19 protein-coding genes and 1 pseudogene are annotated in these 23,047 nt (G+C 60.6%); 16 read left to right on the top strand and 4 right to left on the bottom strand.

Going from position 1 to position 23,047, the window contains the following annotated elements:
• Positions 1–228 precede the first annotated feature (228 nt).
• Positions 229–975 carry a winged helix-turn-helix domain-containing protein gene (locus PQR54_RS13260; protein ID WP_408246284.1) on the top strand — a complete coding sequence of 249 codons (747 nt, stop codon included), beginning with the start codon at positions 229–231 and terminating at the stop codon, positions 973–975.
• Between the two features lie 78 nt (positions 976–1,053).
• On the opposite strand, the gene PQR54_RS13255 is transcribed toward PQR54_RS13260, so the two are convergent.
• Together PQR54_RS13255 and PQR54_RS13250 are read right to left on the bottom strand one after the other, a co-directional pair.
• A complete protein-coding gene (locus PQR54_RS13255) occupies positions 1,054–1,812 on the bottom strand; it encodes an SDR family oxidoreductase (RefSeq protein WP_408246281.1) in 759 nt (252 codons plus the stop codon).
• Between the two features lie 98 nt (positions 1,813–1,910).
• Entirely contained in the window at positions 1,911–2,870 is a 960-nt protein-coding gene (locus PQR54_RS13250; protein ID WP_408246279.1) for a GlxA family transcriptional regulator, read from the bottom strand.
• 105 nt (positions 2,871–2,975) lie between these two features.
• On the opposite strand from PQR54_RS13250, the gene PQR54_RS13245 reads away from it, so the two are divergent.
• The 4 genes from PQR54_RS13245 to PQR54_RS13230 all read left to right on the top strand — a co-directional run bounded on the left by PQR54_RS13245 (position 2,976) and on the right by PQR54_RS13230 (position 7,557).
• Complete coding sequence (locus PQR54_RS13245; protein WP_408246277.1) at positions 2,976–3,911, top strand: LysR family transcriptional regulator; 936 nt, start codon at positions 2,976–2,978, stop codon at positions 3,909–3,911.
• 111 nt (positions 3,912–4,022) lie between these two features.
• Positions 4,023–5,216 (top strand): CaiB/BaiF CoA transferase family protein, encoded by a 1,194-nt coding sequence (locus tag PQR54_RS13240; protein ID WP_408246276.1) that lies wholly within the window; start codon positions 4,023–4,025, stop codon positions 5,214–5,216.
• On the top strand, positions 5,213–6,166 hold the full coding sequence (locus PQR54_RS13235) for a hydroxymethylglutaryl-CoA lyase (protein WP_408246274.1): 954 nt from the start codon (positions 5,213–5,215) through the stop codon (positions 6,164–6,166). Before PQR54_RS13240 ends, PQR54_RS13235 begins: the two co-directional genes overlap by 4 nt.
• 59 nt (positions 6,167–6,225) lie before the next feature.
• A complete protein-coding gene (locus tag PQR54_RS13230) occupies positions 6,226–7,557 on the top strand; it encodes an MFS transporter (protein WP_408246272.1) in 1,332 nt (443 codons plus the stop codon).
• Between the two features lie 12 nt (positions 7,558–7,569).
• Here PQR54_RS13230 and PQR54_RS13225 read toward each other — a convergent pair whose 3' ends face one another.
• On the bottom strand, positions 7,570–9,156 hold the full coding sequence (locus PQR54_RS13225; protein ID WP_408246270.1) for a Na+/H+ antiporter: 1,587 nt from the start codon (positions 9,154–9,156) through the stop codon (positions 7,570–7,572).
• Positions 9,157–9,458: 302 nt separating this feature from the next.
• Complete coding sequence (locus tag PQR54_RS13220) at positions 9,459–9,929, bottom strand: Lrp/AsnC family transcriptional regulator (RefSeq protein ID WP_408246268.1); 471 nt, start codon at positions 9,927–9,929, stop codon at positions 9,459–9,461.
• 177 nt (positions 9,930–10,106) lie between these two features.
• Between PQR54_RS13220 and PQR54_RS13215 the strand changes: the two genes are divergently transcribed.
• From PQR54_RS13215 to PQR54_RS13165, 11 genes and pseudogenes are all read left to right on the top strand, one after another.
• Positions 10,107–10,949, top strand: a complete 843-nt coding sequence (locus tag PQR54_RS13215) for an alpha/beta hydrolase (protein ID WP_408246266.1) — start codon at positions 10,107–10,109, stop codon at positions 10,947–10,949.
• Positions 10,946–11,887: a tryptophan 2,3-dioxygenase gene (locus tag PQR54_RS13210; RefSeq protein ID WP_408246264.1), complete on the top strand. Its 942-nt coding sequence runs from the start codon at positions 10,946–10,948 to the stop codon at positions 11,885–11,887. The genes PQR54_RS13215 and PQR54_RS13210 overlap by 4 nt, the downstream gene beginning before the upstream one ends.
• Positions 11,888–11,916: 29 nt before the next feature.
• Positions 11,917–13,119: a kynureninase gene (kynU, locus tag PQR54_RS13205; RefSeq protein ID WP_408246262.1), complete on the top strand. Its 1,203-nt coding sequence runs from the start codon at positions 11,917–11,919 to the stop codon at positions 13,117–13,119.
• 59 nt (positions 13,120–13,178) lie between these two features.
• Positions 13,179–14,583, top strand: a pseudogene (locus PQR54_RS13200) (amino acid permease).
• On the top strand, positions 14,580–15,647 hold the full coding sequence (locus PQR54_RS13195) for a carbon-nitrogen hydrolase family protein (protein ID WP_408246260.1): 1,068 nt from the start codon (positions 14,580–14,582) through the stop codon (positions 15,645–15,647). Before PQR54_RS13200 ends, PQR54_RS13195 begins: the two are co-directional and overlap by 4 nt.
• Positions 15,640–16,740 carry a cupin domain-containing protein gene (locus PQR54_RS13190; RefSeq protein WP_408246258.1) on the top strand — a complete coding sequence of 367 codons (1,101 nt, stop codon included), beginning with the start codon at positions 15,640–15,642 and terminating at the stop codon, positions 16,738–16,740. The genes PQR54_RS13195 and PQR54_RS13190 overlap by 8 nt, the downstream gene beginning before the upstream one ends.
• A gap of 20 nt (positions 16,741–16,760) precedes the next feature.
• On the top strand, positions 16,761–17,675 hold the full coding sequence (locus PQR54_RS13185) for a fumarylacetoacetate hydrolase family protein (RefSeq protein ID WP_408246256.1): 915 nt from the start codon (positions 16,761–16,763) through the stop codon (positions 17,673–17,675).
• A 13-nt stretch (positions 17,676–17,688) separates the two neighbouring features.
• Positions 17,689–18,447: a maleate cis-trans isomerase family protein gene (locus tag PQR54_RS13180; protein WP_408246254.1), complete on the top strand. Its 759-nt coding sequence runs from the start codon at positions 17,689–17,691 to the stop codon at positions 18,445–18,447.
• A gap of 56 nt (positions 18,448–18,503) precedes the next feature.
• Positions 18,504–19,640 (top strand): branched-chain amino acid ABC transporter substrate-binding protein, encoded by a 1,137-nt coding sequence (locus tag PQR54_RS13175; RefSeq protein WP_408246252.1) that lies wholly within the window; start codon positions 18,504–18,506, stop codon positions 19,638–19,640.
• Between the two features lie 68 nt (positions 19,641–19,708).
• Positions 19,709–20,758 carry a porin gene (locus PQR54_RS13170; RefSeq protein ID WP_408246250.1) on the top strand — a complete coding sequence of 350 codons (1,050 nt, stop codon included), beginning with the start codon at positions 19,709–19,711 and terminating at the stop codon, positions 20,756–20,758.
• Between the two features lie 481 nt (positions 20,759–21,239).
• Positions 21,240–23,039 (top strand): methyl-accepting chemotaxis protein, encoded by a 1,800-nt coding sequence (locus tag PQR54_RS13165; protein WP_408246248.1) that lies wholly within the window; start codon positions 21,240–21,242, stop codon positions 23,037–23,039.
• Positions 23,040–23,047: the final 8 nt, after the last annotated feature.

The raw sequence follows: 23,047 nt of genomic DNA, 5'->3' as shown, positions 1-23,047 counted from the left end.
CAGGAGCCGACCCAAAAAAATCCTACGGTGCGCCACACGCGCCGACTCATATCACGTTTCGCGTTGAAAGAGTTGGGAAGAAATTGGCAACCTTGGGGGCTGTTCCGCGTTTTGAGAACACCCGCGAGCAGGGAAGATGGCGACGCGGACGACAGGGTGCGCGGATCGGCTATATCCGCCTGCCAGATGCCTGTCTCTGAAAAACGATCGTCTCCTGGAATCAGTTGGATGAGTCAGCATATTCTTTTCGTGGGTGCCGACGCCGGCTTGACTGCCGTGGTGGGCGAATCATTGCGCGGGCAAGGCTGCGGCGTGTCGGCACGTCCGCCTGCCGCCGGGCTCAAGCACGTGATCGAGAGGGAGCGGCCCTCGTTGCTAGTGCTCGACATCTCGGCGCCGCACGGCGACGGCCTCGCTGTCCTGCGCGACTTGCGCATGAGCGGCAACGACGTGCCCGTGATCCTGCTATCGGCAAGCAGCAAAGCGATTGATCGCGTGATCGGTCTCGAACTCGGCGCCGACGATTTCATGAGCAAGCCCGCCGACCCGGCCGAACTGCTCGCGCGCATTCGCGTCCTGCTGCGACGGCGCGGCTCGCTCGCGCCAGGTGCGCCCGAGACGCGGCCGCCTTATCGCTTCGGACGCTGCGAACTCAACTTCTCCGCGCGCGAATTGCGTCGCGACAACGAGCACTTCGCGTTGCGCAGTTCCGAGTTCGCGTTGCTGAAGATCTTCGTCAACCACGCGATGACCGTGCTCACGCGCGTGCAGCTCAACGAGAAACTGCGCGGCAATAGCGTCTTGCATCAAGGGCGCAGTCTGGACGTGTCGATCTGGCGGCTGCGTCGGTTAATCGAGATCGATCCTTCCGAGCCGCGCTATGTGCAAACGGTGTGGGGACGCGGCTATGTGTTCGTGCCGCACGGCGAACTCGGTGCGGCCGAGCGCGGTGTGATGGTCGCGCCCGGCGTGTAGATCCGCGGAGAATCAGGCTAAAGGTGAGAGTTTTCGGGAGCGCTCGATGCGCCCCGCTACTGCTCCGTTATCGGCGCATTACGCCGGCTTTGCGATCTCGCGAATGTCCGCGACCGGCGTTTGGCCGAAGGCATCGCTCAAGGCGTAATCGAGCAACTGGGTCGCACATTGTTCAGGCGTCGACAGTTGGCCGTTGCGCTTGAGTTCTTCGAATCGCTCGCGCATGGGGAACTGTTCGACGCCGCTGCCGCGAATCTCCGCCTGCATATTCGTATCGATCACACCCGGCGCCAGACTGCAGATGCGCAACGCACGATTCGCATCCAGCGCGACGGCGCGCGCGTGATGATCGAGCGCGGCCTTCGTCGCGCAATAGATGCTCCAGCCGGGATACGCATTGCGCGCCGCGCCGCTGGAAATATGCACGATGCGCCGGTCGCTCGCGTCGACGGCGGCCGCGGCGAGCGCGCTGGCCAGCATCAACGGCGTGGCGACATTCAGGCTCACGGCGGTCGCGATGGACGCCGCGTCTTGTCCTTCAATCGGGCCGATGGGCTGCACCATGCCCGCGTTGTTGATCAGCAGAACCGTCTGCGCGCCGCTGACGAATCCACGCAGCGCATCGCTCGCGATCCATTGTGCGACGCGTGTGGTGTCGGCTAGTTCCAGTTCAGTTTCTTCGAGCAGCGCCGGGAAGCGCGCTTTGAGCGTGGCATGACGTGAGCGGGACAATCCCAGCACGGCGATATCGCGAGCCAGAAGTTGTTCGGCGAGTGCCGCGCCCAGACCGCGTGTGTGGCCGGTGACGATCGCACGGATCGGAGAAGAGGTGGTCATGTCGGTCCTTGGGATCGTTGGCTTGGAAAGGCCGCCATTTTCTCACGCGACATTTTTCCGCGTGCGGCGGCCTTCGCCACCAGTGCGTGCGCTTCACGTCAAGCCGAGCGAAAGCGCTCGCGATACTGCATCGGCGTCGCGCCGATTCGTTTCGTGAAGACAATGCGCATGCGGTCCGCCGTGCCGAAGCCGCAGTCGTACGCAATCGCCTTGAGCGCCGCACCGCTGCTTTCGAGCAGCTTGCGCGCCGCATCTACACGGGCGCGCTCGACGAACTCATGCGGCGTCACGCCGGTCTCCTGTACGAACACGCGCGCGAAGTTGCGGGCGCTCATGCCCGCGACATCCGCCAGTTGTTTCACCGAGAAGCTCTCGCGAATCCGTTCCATGACGTGCGCCTGGACTTTGGCGACTGGCGAGGTGTCGTCGGCGGGCGCTGTCAGGTAGGGGCTGAATTGCGACTGGCCGCCTTGCCGCTGTGCGAACACCACCAGACGTTTGGCGACGGCGAGCGCCGTGTGCGGACCGTGATCCTCGGCGACTAGAGCGAGCGACAGATCGATGCCCGCAGTCACGCCGGCCGATGTGACGAGTTGCCCATCGCGCAGATAGATGCGGTCGAAGTCGACGTGCGCCTTCGGAAATTGCGCTGCCAGTTGCGCAGCGTGCTGCCAATGCGTCGTGACGTTGCGCTCGTCGAGCAGGCCCGCGTGACCGAGCGCGAATGCGCCGGTGCAGATCGAACCGTAGCGGCCGCACTTCGTGGCGACGTTCGCTAACCACTCGAGCAGTGGCGTATCAGGCGCCACGTCCGGCAGCGCCGGGCCGCCCGCGACCAATGCAAGATCGAATGGCCCGCGTGCTTTGTCGAAGGTAGCGTCGGCGACCAGCATCATGCCGTTGGATGCGCGCAGCGGTGCGGCTTCAGCGCTAAGCAACCTCACCTCGTAAGCATCCGCGGGCGCGATGAAGCGGTTGGCTTCGGAAAACACGTCGACGGGACCGGCGACGTCGAGCGCCTGCACGCCGGAAAAGATCGCGATCGCGACGGTGGGCATCGGAAGACTTCCTTTGACGAGGGACGGAATCCGCGAGGGCTCGGCACCTATTTTTTGCATCTGGCGTCAGAATAGGCGGATCGCACAACAACGCGGCGCCTCGCCATGGTAATCAAAAACCTTCTCCGAAGGCTCGACCTCACCACGCTGCAACTCTTTCTCGCGGTCTACGAAGAAGGCACGCTCACGCGTGCAGCCGAGCGCGAGGCGATCGCCGTCTCCGCCGCGAGCAAGCGTCTGCTCGAACTCGAACAGGCGGTCGGCGCCACGCTGTTCCAGCGCAACGCGCGCGGCATGACGCTCACGCCGGCAGGCGAAACCCTGCTGCACCACGCGCGCCGCGTGATGCGCGACATCGAGAACATCGGCATCGAACTGGCCGGTCATGCGAGCGGCGTGCGCGGCTATGTGCGCATGATGGCCAACCTGTCGGCGATCGTCGAATTCCTGCCGGAAGATTTGCGCGCGTTCCAGTTGCAGCATGAGCGCGTCAAGCTCGATCTGGAAGAGCGGCCGAGCGGCGGCGTGGTCGAAGCCGTCGACGACAGCCTCGTCGACGTCGGCATCTGTTCCGGCGAAGCCGATACGCGCGACCTGCATGTCGAGCACTATCGGCACGATTCGCTGGTGCTGGTGATGCGCGACGATCATCCGTTGGCTTCGCGCGAAAGCGTTGCCTTCGTCGAAACGCTGGACGGCGATCACGTCGGTCTGCACGCCGCGAGTTCGATCAATGCCCGCACGCATCTCGCCGCGCGTCAGGCGGGCAAACCGTTGCGGCTGCGCATTCACGTTCCCGGCTTCGATGCGGTCTGCCGGATGGTGCAGGCCGGCATGGGCGTCGGCGTGTTGCCGCTCAAGGTGTATCAATTGATGGGCCGTCCGCTGGGTCTAGTCGGCGCGCCGCTCGAAGACGAGTGGTCGGCACGCAGCCTCGTGCTGGTGGTGCGCGACGTCGATGCATTGTCGCCGGTGAGCCGCCTGCTGTTCGATCATCTGCGCACCATCGAAGCCTCGGAAGCCCCGCCCACCGTCGCTTGACGATGAGCGTTCGCCGTTCGCGAACGGTCGTTGGCGAATTGCGGTTGGACGCCGCGGCTGCGCCGCTCATAAGCTGTCTCTCAACACGAAACCAGCTTCGGAGACAGCATTATGGGTGGACCCCTTCAGGGTATCCGCGTCATCGAGATCGGAACCCTCATCGCCGCGCCGTTCGCCGCGCGCCTCATGGCCGAGTTCGGCGCCGACGTCATCAAGATCGAAGCGCCCGAAACCGGCGATCCCCTTCGCAAATGGCGCAAGCTGCATGAAGGCACCTCGCTCTGGTGGTATCTGCAGTCGCGCAACAAGAAGTCCATCTGCGTGAATCTGAAGTCGGCGGACGGTGTCGAGATCGTCAAACGGCTCGCGGCCGACGCCGATGTCGTGATCGAAAACCTCCGTCCTGGCGCGCTCGAAAAGCTCGGTCTCGGCTGGGACGTGCTGCACGCCATCAATCCGAAACTGACGATGGTCCGCATTTCCGGCTACGGCCAGAGCGGTCCGTATCGCGACCGGCCGGGCTTCGGCGCGATCGGCGAAGCGATGGGCGGCATCCGCTACACGACCGGCGACGTGGACGGCGCGCCGGCGCGCGTAGGCGTGAGTCTCGGCGATTCGCTCGCGTCGCTGCATGGCGTGATCGGCGCGCTGATGTCGCTGCTGCGCGTGAAGACGGGACAGGGCGAAGGCCAGGTGGTCGATGTCTCGCTCGTCGAAAGCGTGTTCAATCTGATGGAAAGCCTCGTGCCCGAATACGATCTGCTCGGTCATGTGCGCGAGCGCAGCGGCGGCGCATTGCCGGGCATCGCGCCGTCCAATACGTATCGCACGGAAGACGAAGGCTTCGTCGTGATTGCCGGCAATAGCGATCCGATTTTCAAACGCCTGATGCAGGTGATCGGCCGTCCCGATCTCGCCGACGATCCCGCGTTGGCGCGCAACGACGGCCGCGTTCAGCACTGCGCGATGCTCGATCAGGCGATCACCGAGTGGACCTCGCATCACTCGACAGACGATGTGCTGGCGGCGCTCGAACGCGCTGAAGTGCCCTCGGGGCGCATTTATTCGGTGGCCGACATCGTCGCCGATCCGCACTACCAGGCACGCGACATGTTGTTGGAAGCGCAACTGCCGGGCGGCGCGTCCGTGAAGATGCCGGGGATCGTGCCGAAGCTCTCGGACACACCGGGCGAAGTGCGCTGGCAAGGGCCGACGCTCGGCGAACATACCGGCAGCGTGCTCAGCGAACTCGGATTCGCCAACGACGATATCGAGCGGCTGCGCCGCGAAGGAGCCGTGCAATGAATCGCGTTTTGAACACCCCGCAATTCGACAAACTGATCGTGCAGGAAGTTGCGCCGCGCGATGGCTTGCAGATCGAACCCACCTGGGTCGAGACCGCGGACAAGATCGCGCTGATTAACGCGCTATCTACTGCGGGCTTCACCCGCATCGAGGGCGGCTCGTTCGTTTCGCCGAAAGCGATTCCTGCGTTGCGTGACGGTGAGGCCGTGTTCCAGCAGATCGAGCGGCAACCGGGCGTGATCTACGTCGCGTTGATCCCGAATCTGAAAGGCGCCGAACGCGCGCTGGCTGCGCGGGCCGACGAATTGAACCTCGTGATGTCCGCGAGTCAGACCCACAATCGCGCCAACATGCGGATGAGCTGCGAGTCGTCGCTGGTGGCGTTCGGCGATATCGTGCGGCACGTGAAGGGCTCGGGCGTGCTGTTGAACGGATCGGTGGCGACGACATTCGGCTGCCCGTTCGAAGGCAAGATCGATGAAGACCGCGTGATCGGCATTGTCGATACGTATCGCGAGATGGGGATCGAGGGCATCACGCTCGCCGACACGACCGGCATGGCGAACCCGCGCCAGGTGACGCGTCTCGTCACACGCGTGCTCGAACGGCTGCCGGCGGCCGCGCTCACGCTGCACTTTCACAACACACGTGGGCTGGGTCTCGCGAATGTGCTGGCGGCATACGAAGCCGGCGCGCGCCGCTTCGACGCCGCGTTGGGTGGTCTTGGTGGATGTCCGTTCGCGCCGGGCGCGTCCGGCAACATCTGCACGGAAGACCTCGTGAACATGTGCGACGAAATGGGCATTCCCACCGGAATCGATCTGTTAAAACTGATCGCGTTGTCGCGCGGCTTGCCCGCGTTGCTCGGCCACGACGTGCCTGGACAACTGGCAAAGGCGGGCCGTAACTGCGACCTGCATCCCGTACCTGAATACGTTCTACAAATCTGATAACCCCTAATCGATTAGACGACCGGATGGCTTCACCGAATCCGGCATTGGAGACGAACATGAGTGACCTGGGCGCAGTCGCAACCGGCAACCGCGAGCGCAGTGCAAACGACGCTGCGGCCATCATCCGCAAAGTAGCGTGGCGGTTGATGCCGTTGATCATGATCTGCTATCTGTTTGCATTCTTCGACCGCATCAACATCAGCTTCGCGAAGTTTCAGTTGCAGAGCGACCTCGGCTTGTCCGACACCGCTTATGGTCTCGGTGCGAGCCTGTTCGTGATCGGCTACGTGCTGTTCGAGGTTCCAAGCAATCTGTTTCTGTACAAGGTCGGCGCGCGACGCTGGATTGCGCGGATCATGATCTCGTGGGGACTGGCGACGGCCGCGATGGTGTTCGTCAGCAGCGAATGGCAGTTCTACGGGCTGCGCTTCGTGATCGGCGCCATGGAAGCGGGCTTCGCGCCGGGCGTGCTGTACTACCTGACGCTGTGGTTTCCGCCGAGCTATCGCGGGCGTATCACGTCGATGCTGTTTCTGGCGTCCGCGTTTTCCGGCCTGGTCGGCGCACCGCTTGCGGGACTCGTGATCGGACACATGAACGGCGTGCTCGGCATGCCGGGCTGGCACTGGCTGTTTCTGCTCGGTGGGTTGCCGTGCATCGTGCTCGGCTATCTGGTGCTGAAGGTGCTGAAAGATCGTATCGAGGACGCAGACTGGCTGTCGCCCGCGGAAAAGTCCTTTCTGTCCGGGCAGATTGCGCAGCAAAGCCGTCATCCGGATACCGGGCATTCGTTGATGGGCGCCATCAGGACGCCGGGCTTTCTCACGCTGGGGTTGGTGTATTTCCTGATTCAGGTGGCGTCGTACGGTTTGAACTTCTGGGCGCCGCATCTGATTCACGTGGCGGGTACGAACAATCCGACGGTGATCGGCTTGCTGACAGCGGTGCCTTATATTGCCGGCGCGATCTGCATGGTGGTGGTCGGACGCTTGTCCGATGCTAGCGGCGAACGGCGCAAGTTCGTGTTCGGCTTGCTGGTCATGTCGGCGCTCGGCTTCTTTGCCGCCGGGTTCTTCGACAAGCAGACGGCGTTGCTGGTCGTCGCGCTGGCTGTGATGGGCGCGGGCGTGGTTGCTTCGATTCCGGCGTTCTGGGCGCTGCCGCCGAAGCTCGTCACGGGCGCCGGCGCGGCCGGTGGGATCGCGTTGATCAACACGCTCGGGCAACTCGGCGGGATTGTGAGCCCGATCATGGTGGGACGCGTGAGAGACCTGACCGGCAGTACGACACCGGCCCTGTATGTGATCGGTGCGATGAGCCTGGTGTGTGCGCTGATCGTGTTGTACGGATTGCCTGACTCGTTGCGACGCAAGGAAGCCGCGCGGTAGAGATCGTTCGCTTCAGCCTCTGCCATGCACCGCCGCGATTTCCTGCAGATCGAGATCGTGTTCGAGCATGGTCAGCAGGTTATCGTGAAGCAAGCCCGTTCGATGCAGATGCAATAGCTCGACGCGTGCCGCCGAAACGGCGGCCAGCACCACGTCGTAGTGTGCGGCGCGTTCTTTCGGAGGAAAGGCGGCTTCGTCCTGATGGGCCGCGGTAATGCGGGCACGATAGCTGTACTGTTCCAGCAAGCGTGGATGAATCACGCTGCCATCCGGTCCGTGCACGAGCGGCTGAATCGCGGCGAGCTGCGCCGCTTCGAGCCGAGCCCACGCCTGTGGCTCAGTCAGATGCCGTTCGTTTCGTTCGGATGCGTGGTCCGGATTGATCCATCGAATCAGCGGTCCGATCGTCGTGCCTTGACCGAGCACCGTGACCAGAATCACGGCGAACGACGCGACCAGGATCAGATCGCGGCCCGGCATCGCCTCCGGCAAGGAGAGCGCGATGGCCAGCGTGACCACGCCACGCATGCCGGCCCAACTCGTGACAGTAGCGGAGCGCCAGTCGGGCGTGCCGCCCGCGCGGCCTGTCAATTTGCACACCCGCGCCTTCAACCATTCCACCGCGAAGACCCACACGAAGCGCGACAGCACGACCACCGCGAGTACTGCGCCGACAGCTGGGGCGAACGCGGTCAGCGCGTCGCCGACGCCACCTAGCCGCACGATCACACCGCGCAGCGACAGTCCGATCAAAATGAACACGAGCGCTTCCATCAGGAAGATCACGACCTGCCAGAAGGCCGTGCCGCGCATGCGTACCGCCGCCGAAAAGATTTCATGCTGATGCCAGCCGAGCACCATCCCGCAGCTCACGGTCGCGATCACGCCCGACACGTCCAGCGTGTCGCCGGCGATGTAGCTGATCCACGCGGACAGGGTCGCTGCTGTGATGATGAGGTACCCGTCGTGGAGATAACGCAGCAGCTTGACGACCACGAAGCCGATCGCCACGCCCACTGCCACGCCACCCAAGGCGAGCACGGCGAAGCGTCCGGCCGCATGCTGCGCGCTGAAGGTGCCGGTCAGTGCGGCCGCGACTGCAAAGCGGAACAGCACGAGTCCGGCTGCGTCGTTGAGGAGACTCTCGCCTTCGAGCAGCACCATCAGGCGGCGCGGCAGCGCGACACGTTCGAGCACTGCTTTCGCGGCGACGGCGTCGGGCGGCGAGACGATCGCATCCAACGCGAAGCATGCGCCCCATGGCAGGGCGGGCACGACCCAATGCACGACCAGCCCGACCGTGAGCGTGGTGAACGCGACGGCGCCGATCGCAAGCAGCAGGATGCCGCCGAGATTGCTCTTGAACTCGTCCCACACGGAGAAGTACGCGCCGTCCATGAGGAGCGGCGGCAGGAACACGATCAGGACCAGTTCAGGATCGAGATTGAAACGCGGCAGACCGGGCACGAAAGCCATCGCGGCGCCGCCGACCAGCAGTGCGGCGGCCGGCGGCAGACGCAGCCGCTTGGCGAGCAGTTCGAGACCGATGATCGCAACGAGCGACAGCAGGACGACTTTGAAGCCCATGACGGACGACATGTTCGGCCTCGATAAGTGGCGGGGAACTACTTTTTATCACACCGTGGCAAGGGTGCCTGCGGTTGCGTCGGGACAGGATAGGACTGTGGGATCAAACACTTGGCCGGACTGTGCGCAGGTTGTCCACAGGCTTGCGAACAATTTGTGGGGATAACTGGAAGTTCGGGATGCCGTGCATCAAGCGTTCGCCGAATCCGGCATTGGAGACCGGACATGAGTGACCCGGGCGCAGTCACCCCACAGCTTTTTTCCGCCAGCACATCGACTCAACGATCGCCGCGTAGTCACTCATCGATTGACTATCAACCTGGCAACGGCAGTCGATGCGATTCCTTGATCGTGTGCATGACGAATGCACTCCTGACTTCCCGCACACGCGGCAAAGCCGCAAGTACCTTCCGGCTGAAATTGGCAAACGCGTCGAGATCTGTTGCCACTACCCGCAGCAGATAGTCTTCCTCGCCAGACAGGATGTAACAGGACAAGACCTGGTCGATCGCTTCAAGCGCGTGCTCGAATTCCACAGCATCTCGCTCGTGATGAGACGTGATCTTCACAAACACAAACGCGTCTATCCCCAGGCCGAGCGCTTTGCGATTGAGCAGCAGGCTGTAACCGTCGATTATGCCGACCTCCTCCATGCGCTTTACACGTCGCCAGCATGGCGATGCCGAACTGTTCGTCTTTTCAGCAAGTGCAGACATCGATATGCGGGGGTCCGCCTGCAGGCAGGCAAGGATGTCGCGGTCGGCAGCAGACAGTAGTTGATCCATGGATCCCTCATTTGGGATGGGTTGATTTCAAGGTTCAGCCGCATAACCCGGCATGGCTTGTCTTTTACATGACAAGTACTGAAATGTCTTGCCGATATTTCATAGTTTGACAGCAAAAATCGGAAAAACAAATCTCTTTTGCATACCTACAATGATCGCAAGTTGGAGGAGCGAACAATGTGGAAGACCCTAACACCTGAAGATCTGGACAAGGCGTATTCGCCAAGTTCAGTCGCCGCCAACTATCGCGAGGTAGTCGCAGACTACGCTGCGAGGAGCGGCTGTACTCTGACCCGTGCGGAGTCGATGCTCCTGAGTTACGGCGAGGCTTTCGACGAGTACGTGATTCTGTTCGAGCCGCCTGCTGGAGACGCCGACTCGCTGCTGGTCTTTTTTCACGGTGGATATTGGCAGGACCTGTCCGCTGAAGACTCCTGTTTTCCCGCCGATTCGCTGCTGTCCAAAGGTATCGCTTACGCCGCCGTGAACTACACGTTGGCACCGCATGCTTCCGTTGCCACCATCGTCGCGCAAAGTGCAAAAGCATTGAAGAGGCTCGCCGATTTAAGGCCCAACGCCCGGATTGTTATCGCGGGAAGCTCCGCTGGAGCGCATCTCGCGGCAATGCTGATCTCGACCGACTGGCAGGAATACGGGCTGAGCGCGGCGCCCTTCCATGCGGCGGTGCTGCTATCCGGCGTTTATGACCTGCGTCCCCTCGTCACGACATATATCAACAAGCCATTGGGACTCGATGTTTCGAGCGCGACCGCCATCAGCCCTTCGTTCTCAAAGGTACGGGCCGCGATTCCCACTGTGGTGTGCTGGGGGGAACACGAAACAGGCGAATTCAAACGTCAAAGCCACGAATACGCCTCTCAACTCAGGCAGGCAGGTGCGTCCGTGTCCTGTTTCGAAGTGCCGGGCAGAAACCATTTCGACATTCTTTTCGATCTGACAGATCCGGCTAGCCGACTCGGCGCCGAAACCATCGAACTATTGCTAGGAGAGAAATCATGACTACATTGCGCAAGCGCGTGATCCCTGAAGTTCGCGATCCCGTACTTGAGTTGTCGCTGGTTCGGAGCGTGGATATCTCCACGGACGAGAGCCGCGAGGAAATCGTCAAGACAACGGCGGGCGAACCATTGGTCGCGTTCGACGGCAAGAGCAACCCGTTCATCGATTACCACCGCAATGATCTCTTGCTCAGCATTCAGCACATGCGCAGCGATGGTCACGACGAAATGGTCTTCATTCTGATGACGCAGTGCAAGGAGCTCACTTTCAAAGCGCTTCACTACGAAGCCTACAACATGCAACTGCGCATCAAGGCGGACGACGTGGCCGGCGCGCTCGCGCTCGTCCCGCGGATCAAGCGACTCTTCGAGTATCTCGTCAAAACCTGGGACGTCCTGTCGACGATCACGACGAGTGGATTCAACGAATTCCGCGACTGCCTCGGTGTTTCGTCTGGCCAGCAGTCTTACATGTACCGGCACGTCGAGTTTATCCTCGGTAACAAGTCGGTGCGGCTTGCGCAGGCGCACGCCAACAATCCCGACGTCTACCCGCAGCTCAAGGCATCGCTCAACTCGCCCAGCCTGTACGACGATGTGCTTGCCCTGCTCAAACGGCGAGGCATCACCGTTCCGGACTCGGCACTTCAGCGGAATTGGTCCCAGACGTATGTTTCAAATCCGGAGGTGGAAAAGGCATGGCTCGAGGTCTATGCCGACCCCACACCGGACAACGATCTCTATCAACTCGGCGAAGGGCTGATCGAAATCGCCGACCTGTTCTCGCAATACCGCTGGCGCCATTTCACGTCGGTGGAACGCATTCTTGGCTTCAAGCCCGGGACCGGCGGATCGGCCGGCGTGGGCTGGCTCAAACACATAGTCGAGCACCGATTCTTCCCCGAACTCTGGGCAATCCGGACCGTATTGGGCGCCTGATGAATCCCCCTCTTACAGATACATCGGCAATGCCCGAAAGCAACACGCTCACCGAGACGCGCGAACGGTTCCACATTCCCGACGGCGTACGCTACTTCGACGGCAACTCATTGGGGCTGATGCCAAAGGTTGTTCAGCTTCATGCATCGAATGTCATCACCCACGAGTGGGGCAACGGGCTGATCAACTCCTGGCACGAGGCTGAATGGAGGACATTGCCGCAGCGGACCGGTGCAAAGCTCGCGGCGCTCATCGGCGCACGCCCCGACGAAGTGGTGGCTTGCGATTCGACATCGGTCAACCTGTTCAAGGTGCTCGTAAGCGCCGTCCGCCTCAGGCCCGGCAGAAAGAAAATCGTCACGGATGCCGACGCATTTCCGACCGATCTCTACATCGTGGATCAGGTGGCACGCCTGTTCGGACTAACGGTCGACGCAGTTCCCGCCAAGCAGATCCTTTCGCGACTCGACGATGAGGTGGCAGCGGTCGTCCTGACGCACGTGGACTACCGCAGCGCCGAAGTCTACGACATGGAAGAGTTCACGCGCGCCACCCATGACGCCGGCGCACTGATCGTATGGGACCTGTCCCATACCGCCGGGGCCGTGCCTTGCGAGCTCGACGAAAGCGGAGCCGACTTTGCGGTCGGCTGTGGCTACAAGTACCTGAACGGTGGCCCTGGCGCGCCAGCCTATCTGTATGTAGCCGCCCGGCATGTTAGCGCTTGCGAACAACCTCTGGCCGGATGGTTCGGGCATGCCCGTCCGTTCGATTTCGTGCAGAACTATGCGCCGGCGGCAGGCACTGATCGCTTCCTGTGCGGTACCAATCCCGTCCTTGGTCTTTCAGTCCTGTCACGCGCGCTGGACATTTTTGAAGGCGTTTCGCTCGACGATATCCGAAGAAAAAGTCTGCAATTGACGCAGCTATTCATCGACGGCGCCGACCGGCAGCTTGCAACGCACGGTTTTGTCGTAGCGTCGCCTCGCAACGCCGCAATCCGGGGCAGTCACGTTTCGTTGCGCCACCCGCAAGGTTATGCGGTCATGCAGGAACTCTCACGTCGAAAGATCATTGGCGACTTCCGCATGCCTGACTACATGCGATTCGGATTCGCCCCGCTCTACAACACAGAGGACGAAGTTCACCAGCTTGTCGATGCAATCGACGAGATCATGAAAGAGCGGGCGTGGGACAAGCCCGAATATCAGCAAAGACGGGACTTCACCTAGCACGAGCATGCCGGCGCGTTCGGCGCGCCGGGAATCGAAGAGAGATGGACGGAGACATAATGTCAGTACAACAAAATTTTAATGCAATCATCAGTCGCGAAGGCGATCTGGAGAAGCGGCTTACGCAACCCCAGTTGACGATGATCGCTATCGGTAGCGCGATCGGGACAGGGCTCTTTCTCGGTAGTGGCGCTGCAATTCAAATGGCTGGGCCCAGCGTCATCCTGAGCTACGCAATCGGCGCGCTCATCGCTTTGCTGTTGATGGCTTGCCTCGGCGAGATGGTAGTAGCCCACCCCACGACCGGGTCGTTCGGCGCCTACGCAGAACATTATCTCGGCGAATGGATGGGATTTCTGGTTCGCTACGCTTACTGGGTGTCGGTTGTCCTTGTCATCGGGGCGGAAGTTACCGCCATTGCCGTTTACATGGAGTTCTGGTTTCCCGGTTCTCCAGGATGGCTATGGATCACGATCTTCTCGGCGCTCCTCATTCTGGTGAATGCCAGCAGCGTCAAGATCTTCGGGACGGCCGAGTACTGGTTCGCCATCGTCAAGGTCATCGCTATCGTCGCGTTCATTCTGGTGGGCGGCTACATGCTTTTCCGCGCGCCAGCCAGTAGCAATATCGGCTTTCACAACTACTTTTCCCAGAATGGATTCTTTCCGAAAGGTCTGTCCGGCACCTGGTTCGCTGTAGTGATCGCGATATTCAGCTTTATAGGTATTGAATTCATCGCCGTCGCGGCGGGCGAAGCCAAGCATCCACAACAGGCAGCGCGCAGCGCGTTCAAATCGGCGTTCTTCAGACTGTTCTTCTTTTATATCCTCACAGTCGCACTGATGGTTGCGATTGTCCCCTGGCAATCGGCCGGAACGGGGCAAAGTCCGTTCGTTCTGGTCATGCAGTTGCTCGGCGTTCCCTTTGGCGCAAGCATCATGAATTTTGTCGTTCTGACTGCGGCCCTATCCGCGATGAACGCTCAACTGTACGTAGCAACGCGCATGATTTTCAGTCTGTCTCGTGCCGGCCACGCTCCGGCTTTTCTCGGCAAGGTGAACAGGAATGGCAGTCCGCTGAGGTCGCTCATTTTCTCGACCTTCGGTGTCGGATTCGCAGCAGTCTGCAGCGTCATCGTGCCCCAGGGATCGTTCCTGCTGATGATGTCGATCGCGATGTTTGGCGCGCTGTTCGCCTGGTTCATGATTTTCGTCACGCATTACCGCTTCCGCCGCGTCGCTGACCGCGCCGGCACGACACTGAGCTTCCGGATCTGGGGGTTTCCGTTCCTGACCATCGCGGGTGGCGCACTCATGTTCTGCGTGATCGCAACCACACTGTTCCTGCCCACGTTCCGGATGACATTGCTGACTGGCATACCACTTTCTTGTTGTCCTGAGCGTGGTGTTCCCGTTCGTTAGAGGACGTGCCGTCTCGCGCAATCTTGCGAAGGATGCTGTATGAAAATCTATCCGAACAAATTCATTGCGGCAGCCGTGCAGGCGGCCCCCATCTTTCTCAACGCCGATGCGACCGTCGAATTTGCGTGCTCGCTGATCGCCGAAGCAGCCAAAGAAGGGGCCCGCCTGATTGCCTTCCCGGAAGTGTTCGTCGCAGGTTACCCGTACTGGAACTGGACGATGACGCCCGTCGAGGGAAGCGCCTGGTATGAGCGGCTTTACGTGAACTCAATCGATGTCCCGGGCCCTCACGTCGACCGGCTTTGTGCTGCCGCCCGCGCCGCGAACAGCTTTGTCGTGATCGGCGTGAATGAGCGGGGCGCCCGCAGCTACGGCACGCTCTACAACACCGTCCTGTTTATCGGCGCCGATGGACGCCTGCTGGGCCGCCACCGCAAGCTGGTGCCCACGTGGGCGGAAAAGCTGACATGGACAGGGGGCGACGGAAGTTCGCTCAACGTGTACGACACGGAGATCGGCCCCCTCGGCGCGCTGGCCTGCGGCGAAAACACCAATACGCTTGCGCGCTTTTCGCTGCTCGCGCAGGGTGAACTGATCCATGTTGCCAACTACATCGGGTTACCCGTCGCACCGAAGGACTACGACATGGTCGAAGCAATCAAGGTTCGAACAGCGGCGCATTCCTTCGAAGGAAAACTCTTCTCGATTGTGTCCTGCTCCGCGATTTCCGAAGAGATCATCGCCTGCGTTGCAGGAGACGATACCCACGCGCGCGAACTTCTGAAACGCGAGCACAGCGCGTTCTCTGGGATCTTCGGCCCCGACGGGCGGTTGATGACCGAGCCGCTGATCGACCGCGAAGGAATTGCCTACGCGGAAATTGACCTCATGCGGTGTATCCAGCCCAAGCAGATGCACGACATTGTTGGTCACTACAACCGGTTCGATGTGTTCAACCTCGCGGTGGACAAGCGGCCAAAGCAGCCGATTGATATCCAGCAACTCTCCGGTGCACGAAAGGCCGCATCCGCGGAGGCCGTCGATCTTTTCGCACCGCCCGCAGACGCCATCTCTCCCGTTCAAAATCACGAGGAACGCCATGCATGACGACAATGTTGCCGGCCGCGCCCGTGTGGTCGACACGCCAGAACTGACCGCGTACTACGCGGAGTTGGCGAAGCACGAAGCAGGTGCGTTGTGGACAGTGGCAAACGATATCGAACCATGGGAGCCCAAGGCGCACGCAGTGCCGATGCATTGGAGCTACGAGGCGCTGAGACCCCTCGTGCTGAAATCGCTCGAACTGGTGAAGCCGGAGGACGCCGGCCGTCGCGTGGTTATGTTGACCAATCCGCAACGTCGCGATGTGAGCGCGGCCGTTGGCTGGCTCTATACAGGCATCCAGGTGATGAAGCCGGGCGAGGCGGCGTCGGCGCATCGGCACATGGCTTCGGCGCTGCGCTTCATCATCGAGGGCAGCGGCGCCTATACCGTCGTCAACGGAGAGCGTCTTACATTGCGGGCGAATGACTTTGTCATCACGCCCAATGGCACCTGGCATGAACACGGCAACGACGGCGGCCATTCGCCGTGTATCTGGCAGGATGGACTCGACATCCCTCTGATCAATGCGCTGGAGGCGAATTTCTATCAGGTGCACCCCGACCTGCACCAGGAAGTTGCGCGGCCAGTGAATGCGTCGAATTTCAAATACGGCAATATCGCCCTCAAGCCGCTCGAGCCCGACTGGTCCAAACCGTATTCGCCGCTGCTCAAATTTACTTGGGAAAGCACCTACGAGGCGTTGCGTCTTTATGCGGCGACAACCGAAGGTTCTCCGTTCGACGGCGTCGTCATGGAATACATCAATCCGCTCACCGGCGGTGCCGTCATGCCGACAATGGGCGCACAGATGCAGATGCTTCGGGCAGGAGAAGCGACGCGCGCCCACCGCCATACCGGCAATGTGATCTACCACGTAGCCAAAGGCCGCGGACATTCGATCATCGGCGGAAAGCGGTTTGACTGGAAAGAGCACGACATCTTCTGCGTTCCTTCCTGGGCGTGGCATGAACACGCGAACGCCTCCTCCTCCGACGACGCTTGCCTCTTCTCCTTTAACGATTTCCCTGTCATGAAGTCACTCGCGATCTATCTCGAGGAGGCTTACGTCCCGAACGACGGACACCAGATCATTTAAACCGCAAGTAAGGACATCAAATGCGCTTAGTAACCTATCAGGATCGAGCCCGCGAGCAGGCGGCACGAGCGGGTGTGCTTATCGACGAGTACGTCGTCGATGTTGCCAGACTAGCCGCCCATGAAGACGCCGATCTTCCGGCGACCATGCTCGAGTTGATCGACGCGGGGCCTCCCGCGCTCCAGCTTCTCCGAACTCTTTGCGACAAGCACAGGCACGCGTGGCCGGTCGGTGTCACCACCTTGATTGACAATGTCAGGCTACTGGCACCCATCCCGAAGCCGCGCAAGAACATCTTTGGCATCGGACTTAATTACGTGGACCATGTCGAAGAGTCGAGCCGCAGTCTGGACACCGCCAACGAAATGCCCAAGAAGCCGGTTGTTTTCAGCAAGCCGCCAACCAGTGTCATCGGCCAGGGCGATGCGATCGAGCACGACAGCCAGATTACCCAGCAGCTGGATTGGGAGGTTGAACTTGCGGTGGTGATCGGGCGCAGCGCAAAACGCATCGACGAAGCGCAGGCCATGTCGCACGTTTTCGGCTACACCGTGATTAACGACATCAGCGCGCGGGACAATCGCCGCGCGGGGCAGTGGATCTTCTCGAAGGGGCAGGATACCTACTGCCCGATGGGCCCCTGCATTGTGACCGCCGACGAGATTTCCGATCCTCATAGCCTTGAATTGTCGCTCACGAAAAACGGACGCGTCATGCAACAGGCCAACACGTCCCAGATGTATTTCAAGATTCCCGCGCTGATCGCCGACATTGCATCGGCGATCACGCTGGAGCCCGGCGACATCATTGCGACCGGGACGCCCGCCGGCGTCGGCGCGGGACGCAACCCTCAGGAGTGGATGGTGCCGGGCGACGTGCTGGAAGCATACGTCGAAGGGATCGGCACGCTTCGCAATCCAGTCGTGGCGGTGTAGAGGATCCAACGTAATGAACACAAATCGAATATTCCGTATTGGCCAGATCGTCCCTAGTTCAAACGTGACAATGGAACGGGAGATTCCGGCAATGCTGCATGCGCGGGAACAGGTAGAGCCAGAGCTCTTCACGTTCCATTCGAGCCGTATGCGCATGAAGCAAGTCACGAAGGAAGAGCTCGAATCCATGGATCGCGACTCGGATCGATGCGCGGCAGAGCTCGCGGACGCCCAGGTCGACGTGCTCGGATATGCCTGCCTCGTTGCCATCATGAGCATGGGCCACGGCTACCATCGCGTTTCCGAAGAGCGACTGACGAACGTTGTTGAGAAGAACGGGTGCCGTGCCCCGGTCGTGACAAGTGCGGGAGCGTTGGTGGATGGTCTGCGCACACTCGGCGTCCAGCGCATCGCACTCATTGCACCGTACATGAAGCCACTGACGCAAATGGTTGTCGACTATCTCGAACAGGAGGGCATCAAGGTCGTGAGTCATCTTGCACTCGAGATTCCCGACAACCTCGAGGTCGGAGCACGCGACCCGAATGCCCTGCGAACCATCTACAAACAACTCGATCTGTCGGACGCGGACGCCGTGGTTCTTTCCGCGTGCGTACAAATGCCTTCACTCGCCGCTATTCAGGCCGTACAGGACGAATGCGGCAAGCCGGTTGTTTCCGCGGCGGTATGCACGACCTATGCAATGTTGAAGAAGCTTGGCCTGCGCACCTATGTCCCTAACGCAGGTGAATTGTTGTCGGGACGTTACTAGAAAAAACCTGAAGGGGCGGCAGGTACGCCGCTCATTCATATCATTGGAGACGCGTCATGAAAAAGCCTTTACTGGCAACGGGCATCCCCTGCCTGCTCACTTTTGCATTCTCAACTTCCGCGATTGCAGAGACGGTCGTCAAGATCGGGCACGTTGCGCCGCTTACCGGCGCCATCGCTCACCTTGGAAAGGACAATGAAAATGGAGCGCGCCTCGCGATCGAAGAGATCAATGCGAAGGGGCTGCGCATCAACGGCGAGGCTGTCCGGCTTGAACTCGATCCGCAAGACGACGCAGCGGATCCGCGCACAGCGACACAGGTTGCCCAGCGACTCGTCGACGATCGCGTGGTCGCCGTAGTCGGACACATGAATTCCGGCACGTCGATACCGACATCGAAGATTTACAGTGACGCGAATATCGTCCAGATCTCGCCATCGGCGACCAACCCGACGTATACGCTGCAGGGTTTCAAAACGACCTATCGGATGGTGGCAACCGACGCGCAGCAAGGTCCTGCGCTCGCGGCGTACGCCCGTAACAAACTGAAGGTTTCAACGGTGGCGATCGTTGACGACAGCACCGCTTACGGTCAAGGACTTGCCAACGAATTCGAAAAAGCCGCCAAGGCTGCCGGAATGACCGTCCTGTCGCACGACGCCACCAACGACAAAGCAATCGACTTTCGGGCGATCCTGACAAAAATCAAAGGTGAGAATCCGGATGCCGTGATGTACGGTGGCATGGATGCGACCGGTGGTCCATTTACAAAACAGGCGAGGGACTTGGGCTTGCGTGCAAAGGTATTGGGCGGCGACGGCCTTTGCAGCGATAAGCTCGCCGATCTGGCCGGAGCGGCGGTCCACAACGTGATCTGTTCGGAAGCCGGCGCTGCACTCGAGAGCATGCCAGGCGGCAGCGCGTTTCAGGCGAAGTTCCAGAAGCGCTTCGGCCAGCCTATTCAGCTCTACGCCCCGTTCACTTACGACGCCGTCTACATCATTGTCGATGCAATGAAGCGTGCCAACTCCGTCGAGGCAGCCAGAATCGTTGCGGCAATGCCATCGGCCAACTATCGGGGTGTCGTCGGGGAAACCAGTTTCGACTCAAACGGCGACCTGAAACATGGTGTGATTTCGCTGTACGGTTATAAGAACAGCAAGCGGTCCCTTATCGAAGCCGAAAAGATGTAACTGACTTCGAACAATGAATGTTGGCAGTTTCGCAACCTCGATAATCAAACCACTTGTTTAGGCATACTATGAAAAAGACCGCTGCAATTTTTTTCTTCTCGACCGTTTCCGGCGTCGCCTCTGCCCAATCGTCCGTGACCTTGTATGGTCTGATGGACGCGGGTATCACTTATACCAACAACGTCCAGAACAATAGCTCGCACGGCGCGAACATGCAGTTCGTGTCTGGCTCCGCGCAGGGGGACCGGTGGGGCGTGAGAGGTACGGAGGATATTGGCGGACAACAGCATGTCGATTTCGTGCTGGAAAATGGTTTCCAGCTGTCAAACGGAGCACTCGGTCAAGGTGGCCTGGAATTTGGCAGGCAGGCCTACGTAGGACTGTCCGGCCCGTGGGGCGCATTGACACTTGGCCGGCAATACGACTTTATTGGCGACCAGATGCCCGCATATGCTGTCGCATCGAATACTCCGGCAGGTCTTCTCGCGTGGAGCTTGCCAGCCTATGCAGCCGGAGGATATGCACTGGATAACCGCGTATGGGGCAACCAGACTAACAACGCTGTCAAATACGTAACGCCCACGTTCGCGGGTTTCTCCGCGGGTGCCATGTTCGGGTTCGGCAACACGCCCGGCTCCGTTGCTACCAACAGCACGTCCAGCTTCATCGTCAACTATGTCAACGGATTTTTCATGGCGTCACTCGCCTATTACGGGCAACACAACGTCGCAGGCGGCGGCAATTCGCGAGAGTTCGCCGGTGGCGCCGCCTACGTCATCGGGCAGGCACGAATCTTCGGCCTGGTAACGGATGTCAGACTCAGCGGCGGCAATCAACCTCGCGCGACGACAGCGGAAGCGGGCGCGACCTATCGACTGACGCCTGCATTCCAGTTAGGAGGTGGTCTGCAATTCCAGAAACGGAACAACAATCTGGCTAGCGCAAACCAGCTGACGCTGACGGCGGACTACAACCTGTCGAAGAGGACCGACGTCTATGCGGTCGCGGCACTCGCCCACGATCATGCTTTTGGCGCACAAGTTCAAGCGGCTTTAGGCGACCCGTCGAGTTCCGATGTCCAGTCGGGCGTACGGGTTGGTATTCGCCACAGGTTCTGAAATAGGCCGCTGCGCGGTTTGTTGTTTTGGCCTCCCGCGTTTAGTGCTGCGAGCGACCTGGCGGTCGCTCGCAGCAGTGACCGAAAACGGAGAGAGCGGCTGTCTCCTGAACGTTGCGGCGCGGTATGCAACAGCATGATCACCTCAACATGACAACACCATCCAGAAGGCAAGGCGATGAGCGGCAGAACGAGCCGACCAGCCAGCCTGCGCAACCGGGCGATCTCCTTGCGAGCCGAGGTCACTGTGCTTCAGAGCGATTTCGGATTAACGCATCGGTGCTTTACAAGCGGCTACTCGGCGTATGCATGCACGTGTTTCTATCGTACGTTTTCTGGTCGGTCGAGACTGACACGCTTTAGTGCGCTCGGGGGCGCAAACGACTGATCGCGGTTCTTTCGGTGCTCCCACGAATGCATCCTTGCCGCGACAAAACCCGTTGCCTTGCGAACAACTGCTTATCTCCCAGAGACTTATCGACATGTTCTCCTCCATTCGTGCACGCGTCGTCGCGCTATGCGTTGCCATCGTTGTCGTGGCGCTCGCGGGCAATGCCGTTCTTAACTACGAAGTCGCCAATTCCTATAACGACGAAGCAATCAACAGTAGCCTGACTTCCCTTGAGAGCGCGCATGTCAACAGCATAGAAGAATGGGTCAAGTCCAATAGCCGGATAATCAACTCGCTCCAGGATGCCGTGCTGCAACCCGATCCGTCCGCAGCGTTGAAGCTGGTAGCGGCGGCGGGGCACTTCACCAGCGTGTACGTCGGCTATGCCGACAAGACCGCGAAGTTTTCGGACCCCTCCGGCATCCCGCCGGATTACGACCCCACGGCCCGCCCCTGGTACAAGCAGGCGGTCGCGGCGGGCAAGCCTGTCGTCACACCCCCGTATGTGGATGGTGGCACCGGCAAGCTGGTAGTCGCGTTCGCTGCCCCGGTGATGCGCAATGGAGTGGTGAACGGCGTTGTGTCGGGTGACGTCGCAATGGATAGCGTGATCGCAAACATCAAGTCTATTCATCCAACGCCCGCGAGCTTCGGCATGTTGATCGACAGCAGCGGTCATATCGTCGCGCACCCGGACGCCACACTCACACTCAAGCCAGTGTCCGACCTCGTGCCCGATCTCGTTGCTGACAAGCTCGCATCGCTCACAACGGCGGATCGCCCGCTCGAGGCGAACGTAAGCGGCAGCGTCAAGCTACTGCGCGCACAAACGATTCCCGGCACCGACTGGATCGTGGTGATCGCACTCGACAAGGCCGAAGCCACCGCCGGCATGCGTTCGCTCCTGACGTCGTCGATGATTGCGCTGGTCGTGATTGCCGGCATTGCCGCAGCAGTTGTCGCTGCCGTCACCGCGGTTTCTTTTCGGCGCCTCTCCGAAGTGCGCGACGCGATGGACGCCATCGGCTCCGGTGAGGGTGACCTGACGCAGCGGTTGCCCGCGATTGGCCGGGACGAAGTCGCGCAGATCGCGTACTCGTTCAACACCTTCATCGACAAGCTGAGTCACGTAATGCGCCAGATTCGCGATGCCAGCGAATCCGTGCGTATTGCCGCCAACGAAATTGCCATGGGCAACATCGACCTGTCGGGCCGCACAGAGTCCGCCGCTGCCAGCTTGCAGCAGACGGCGGCGTCGATGGACGAAATCACATCGACTGTGACGCAATCGGCGAGCGCCGCCCGGCAGGCAGACAACACTGCCACATCCGCCGCACAGGTTGCCTCGCGTGGCGGCGTCGTGATTTCCGAGGTCATCACGACGATGGGTCAGATCGAGCATGCTTCGGGCAAGATCGCCGATATCATCAGCGTGATCGACGGCATTGCCTTCCAGACCAATATTCTCGCGCTTAACGCCGCCGTGGAGGCCGCGCGTGCTGGTGAGGAGGGCCGTGGCTTCGCAGTTGTGGCCGGTGAAGTGCGAAGCCTTGCGCAGCGCAGCGCGCAGGCTGCCAAGGAAATCAAGGCGCTGATCGAATCGACGGTGGAGAGCGTGGCCGCCGGATCCAGTCACGTCCATCATGCTGGCGAAACGATGACGGAGATCGTCAGGAATGTGTCGGATGTCACGACGATCATCTCGGAGATCACCCATGCTGCCGACGAGCAGATGCGCGGCATTCAGGAAGTGAATCGCGCAGTCAGCCAACTCGATGAGATGGTGCAGCAGAACGCTGCGCTCGTCGAGCAATCTACGGCCGCAGCCGCTGCGCTGCAAACCCAGGCAGTGAGCCTCGCAGGAGTCGTTACGCAGTTCAAGCTGGATTGAACCGCCCT

This window comes from Paraburkholderia phytofirmans, from assembly GCF_046028095.1.
In the GTDB taxonomy this organism is placed as follows: domain Bacteria; phylum Pseudomonadota; class Gammaproteobacteria; order Burkholderiales; family Burkholderiaceae; genus Paraburkholderia; species Paraburkholderia phytofirmans_A.
This window is presented reverse-complemented; position numbering and strand designations above follow the sequence as displayed.

Bases quoted from the DNA above. Each gene is read 5' to 3' on its own strand.
- PQR54_RS13260 (WP_408246284.1), top strand. From the start codon at position 229: ATGAGTCAGCATATTCTTTTCGTGGGTGCCGACGCCGGCTTGACTGCC.
- PQR54_RS13255 (WP_408246281.1), bottom strand. From the start codon at position 1,812: ATGACCACCTCTTCTCCGATCCGTGCGATCGTCACCGGCCACACACGC.
- PQR54_RS13250 (WP_408246279.1), bottom strand. From the start codon at position 2,870: ATGCCCACCGTCGCGATCGCGATCTTTTCCGGCGTGCAGGCGCTCGAC.
- PQR54_RS13245 (WP_408246277.1), top strand. From the start codon at position 2,976: ATGGTAATCAAAAACCTTCTCCGAAGGCTCGACCTCACCACGCTGCAA.
- PQR54_RS13240 (WP_408246276.1), top strand. From the start codon at position 4,023: ATGGGTGGACCCCTTCAGGGTATCCGCGTCATCGAGATCGGAACCCTC.
- PQR54_RS13235 (WP_408246274.1), top strand. From the start codon at position 5,213: ATGAATCGCGTTTTGAACACCCCGCAATTCGACAAACTGATCGTGCAG.
- PQR54_RS13230 (WP_408246272.1), top strand. From the start codon at position 6,226: ATGAGTGACCTGGGCGCAGTCGCAACCGGCAACCGCGAGCGCAGTGCA.
- PQR54_RS13225 (WP_408246270.1), bottom strand. From the start codon at position 9,156: ATGTCGTCCGTCATGGGCTTCAAAGTCGTCCTGCTGTCGCTCGTTGCG.
- PQR54_RS13220 (WP_408246268.1), bottom strand. From the start codon at position 9,929: ATGGATCAACTACTGTCTGCTGCCGACCGCGACATCCTTGCCTGCCTG.
- PQR54_RS13215 (WP_408246266.1), top strand. From the start codon at position 10,107: ATGTGGAAGACCCTAACACCTGAAGATCTGGACAAGGCGTATTCGCCA.
- PQR54_RS13210 (WP_408246264.1), top strand. From the start codon at position 10,946: ATGACTACATTGCGCAAGCGCGTGATCCCTGAAGTTCGCGATCCCGTA.
- kynU (WP_408246262.1), top strand. From the start codon at position 11,917: ATGCCCGAAAGCAACACGCTCACCGAGACGCGCGAACGGTTCCACATT.
- PQR54_RS13195 (WP_408246260.1), top strand. From the start codon at position 14,580: ATGAAAATCTATCCGAACAAATTCATTGCGGCAGCCGTGCAGGCGGCC.
- PQR54_RS13190 (WP_408246258.1), top strand. From the start codon at position 15,640: ATGCATGACGACAATGTTGCCGGCCGCGCCCGTGTGGTCGACACGCCA.
- PQR54_RS13185 (WP_408246256.1), top strand. From the start codon at position 16,761: ATGCGCTTAGTAACCTATCAGGATCGAGCCCGCGAGCAGGCGGCACGA.
- PQR54_RS13180 (WP_408246254.1), top strand. From the start codon at position 17,689: ATGAACACAAATCGAATATTCCGTATTGGCCAGATCGTCCCTAGTTCA.
- PQR54_RS13175 (WP_408246252.1), top strand. From the start codon at position 18,504: ATGAAAAAGCCTTTACTGGCAACGGGCATCCCCTGCCTGCTCACTTTT.
- PQR54_RS13170 (WP_408246250.1), top strand. From the start codon at position 19,709: ATGAAAAAGACCGCTGCAATTTTTTTCTTCTCGACCGTTTCCGGCGTC.
- PQR54_RS13165 (WP_408246248.1), top strand. From the start codon at position 21,240: ATGTTCTCCTCCATTCGTGCACGCGTCGTCGCGCTATGCGTTGCCATC.